General features: G+C 53.1%; 1 protein-coding gene. It reads left to right on the top strand.

Annotated features, from left to right (window positions below; all coding sequences use genetic code 11):
- On the top strand, positions 1–241 hold a 241-nt coding region (locus tag SB660_RS23415), incomplete at both ends, for an FAD-dependent monooxygenase (RefSeq protein WP_410584965.1).

Genomic DNA, 241 nt, shown 5'->3' with positions numbered 1-241 from the left:
GGATTTTTGTGGCCGGGGATGCGGCGCACATTCATTTTCCCGCAGGCGGCCAAGGCCTGAATACGGGGCTTCAGGATGCCGTCAATCTCGGCTGGAAGGTGGCGGCGCAAATGAAGGGAAAAGCGGCGCCTCATCTTCTGGACAGCTATCATCAGGAAAGACACAGCACAGGAAAAGAAGTGTTGCACAATATCAAAACGCAGATAAAGCTCATGGATTTTACCGAGTCGGGGATGGCATT

Source organism: Bacillus sp. SIMBA_005 (assembly GCF_046535585.1).
Lineage (GTDB): Bacteria > Bacillota > Bacilli > Bacillales > Bacillaceae > Bacillus > Bacillus pumilus.
The sequence above is the reverse complement of the archived record's forward strand: the minus strand, read 5'-3'. Positions and strand labels throughout refer to the sequence as shown.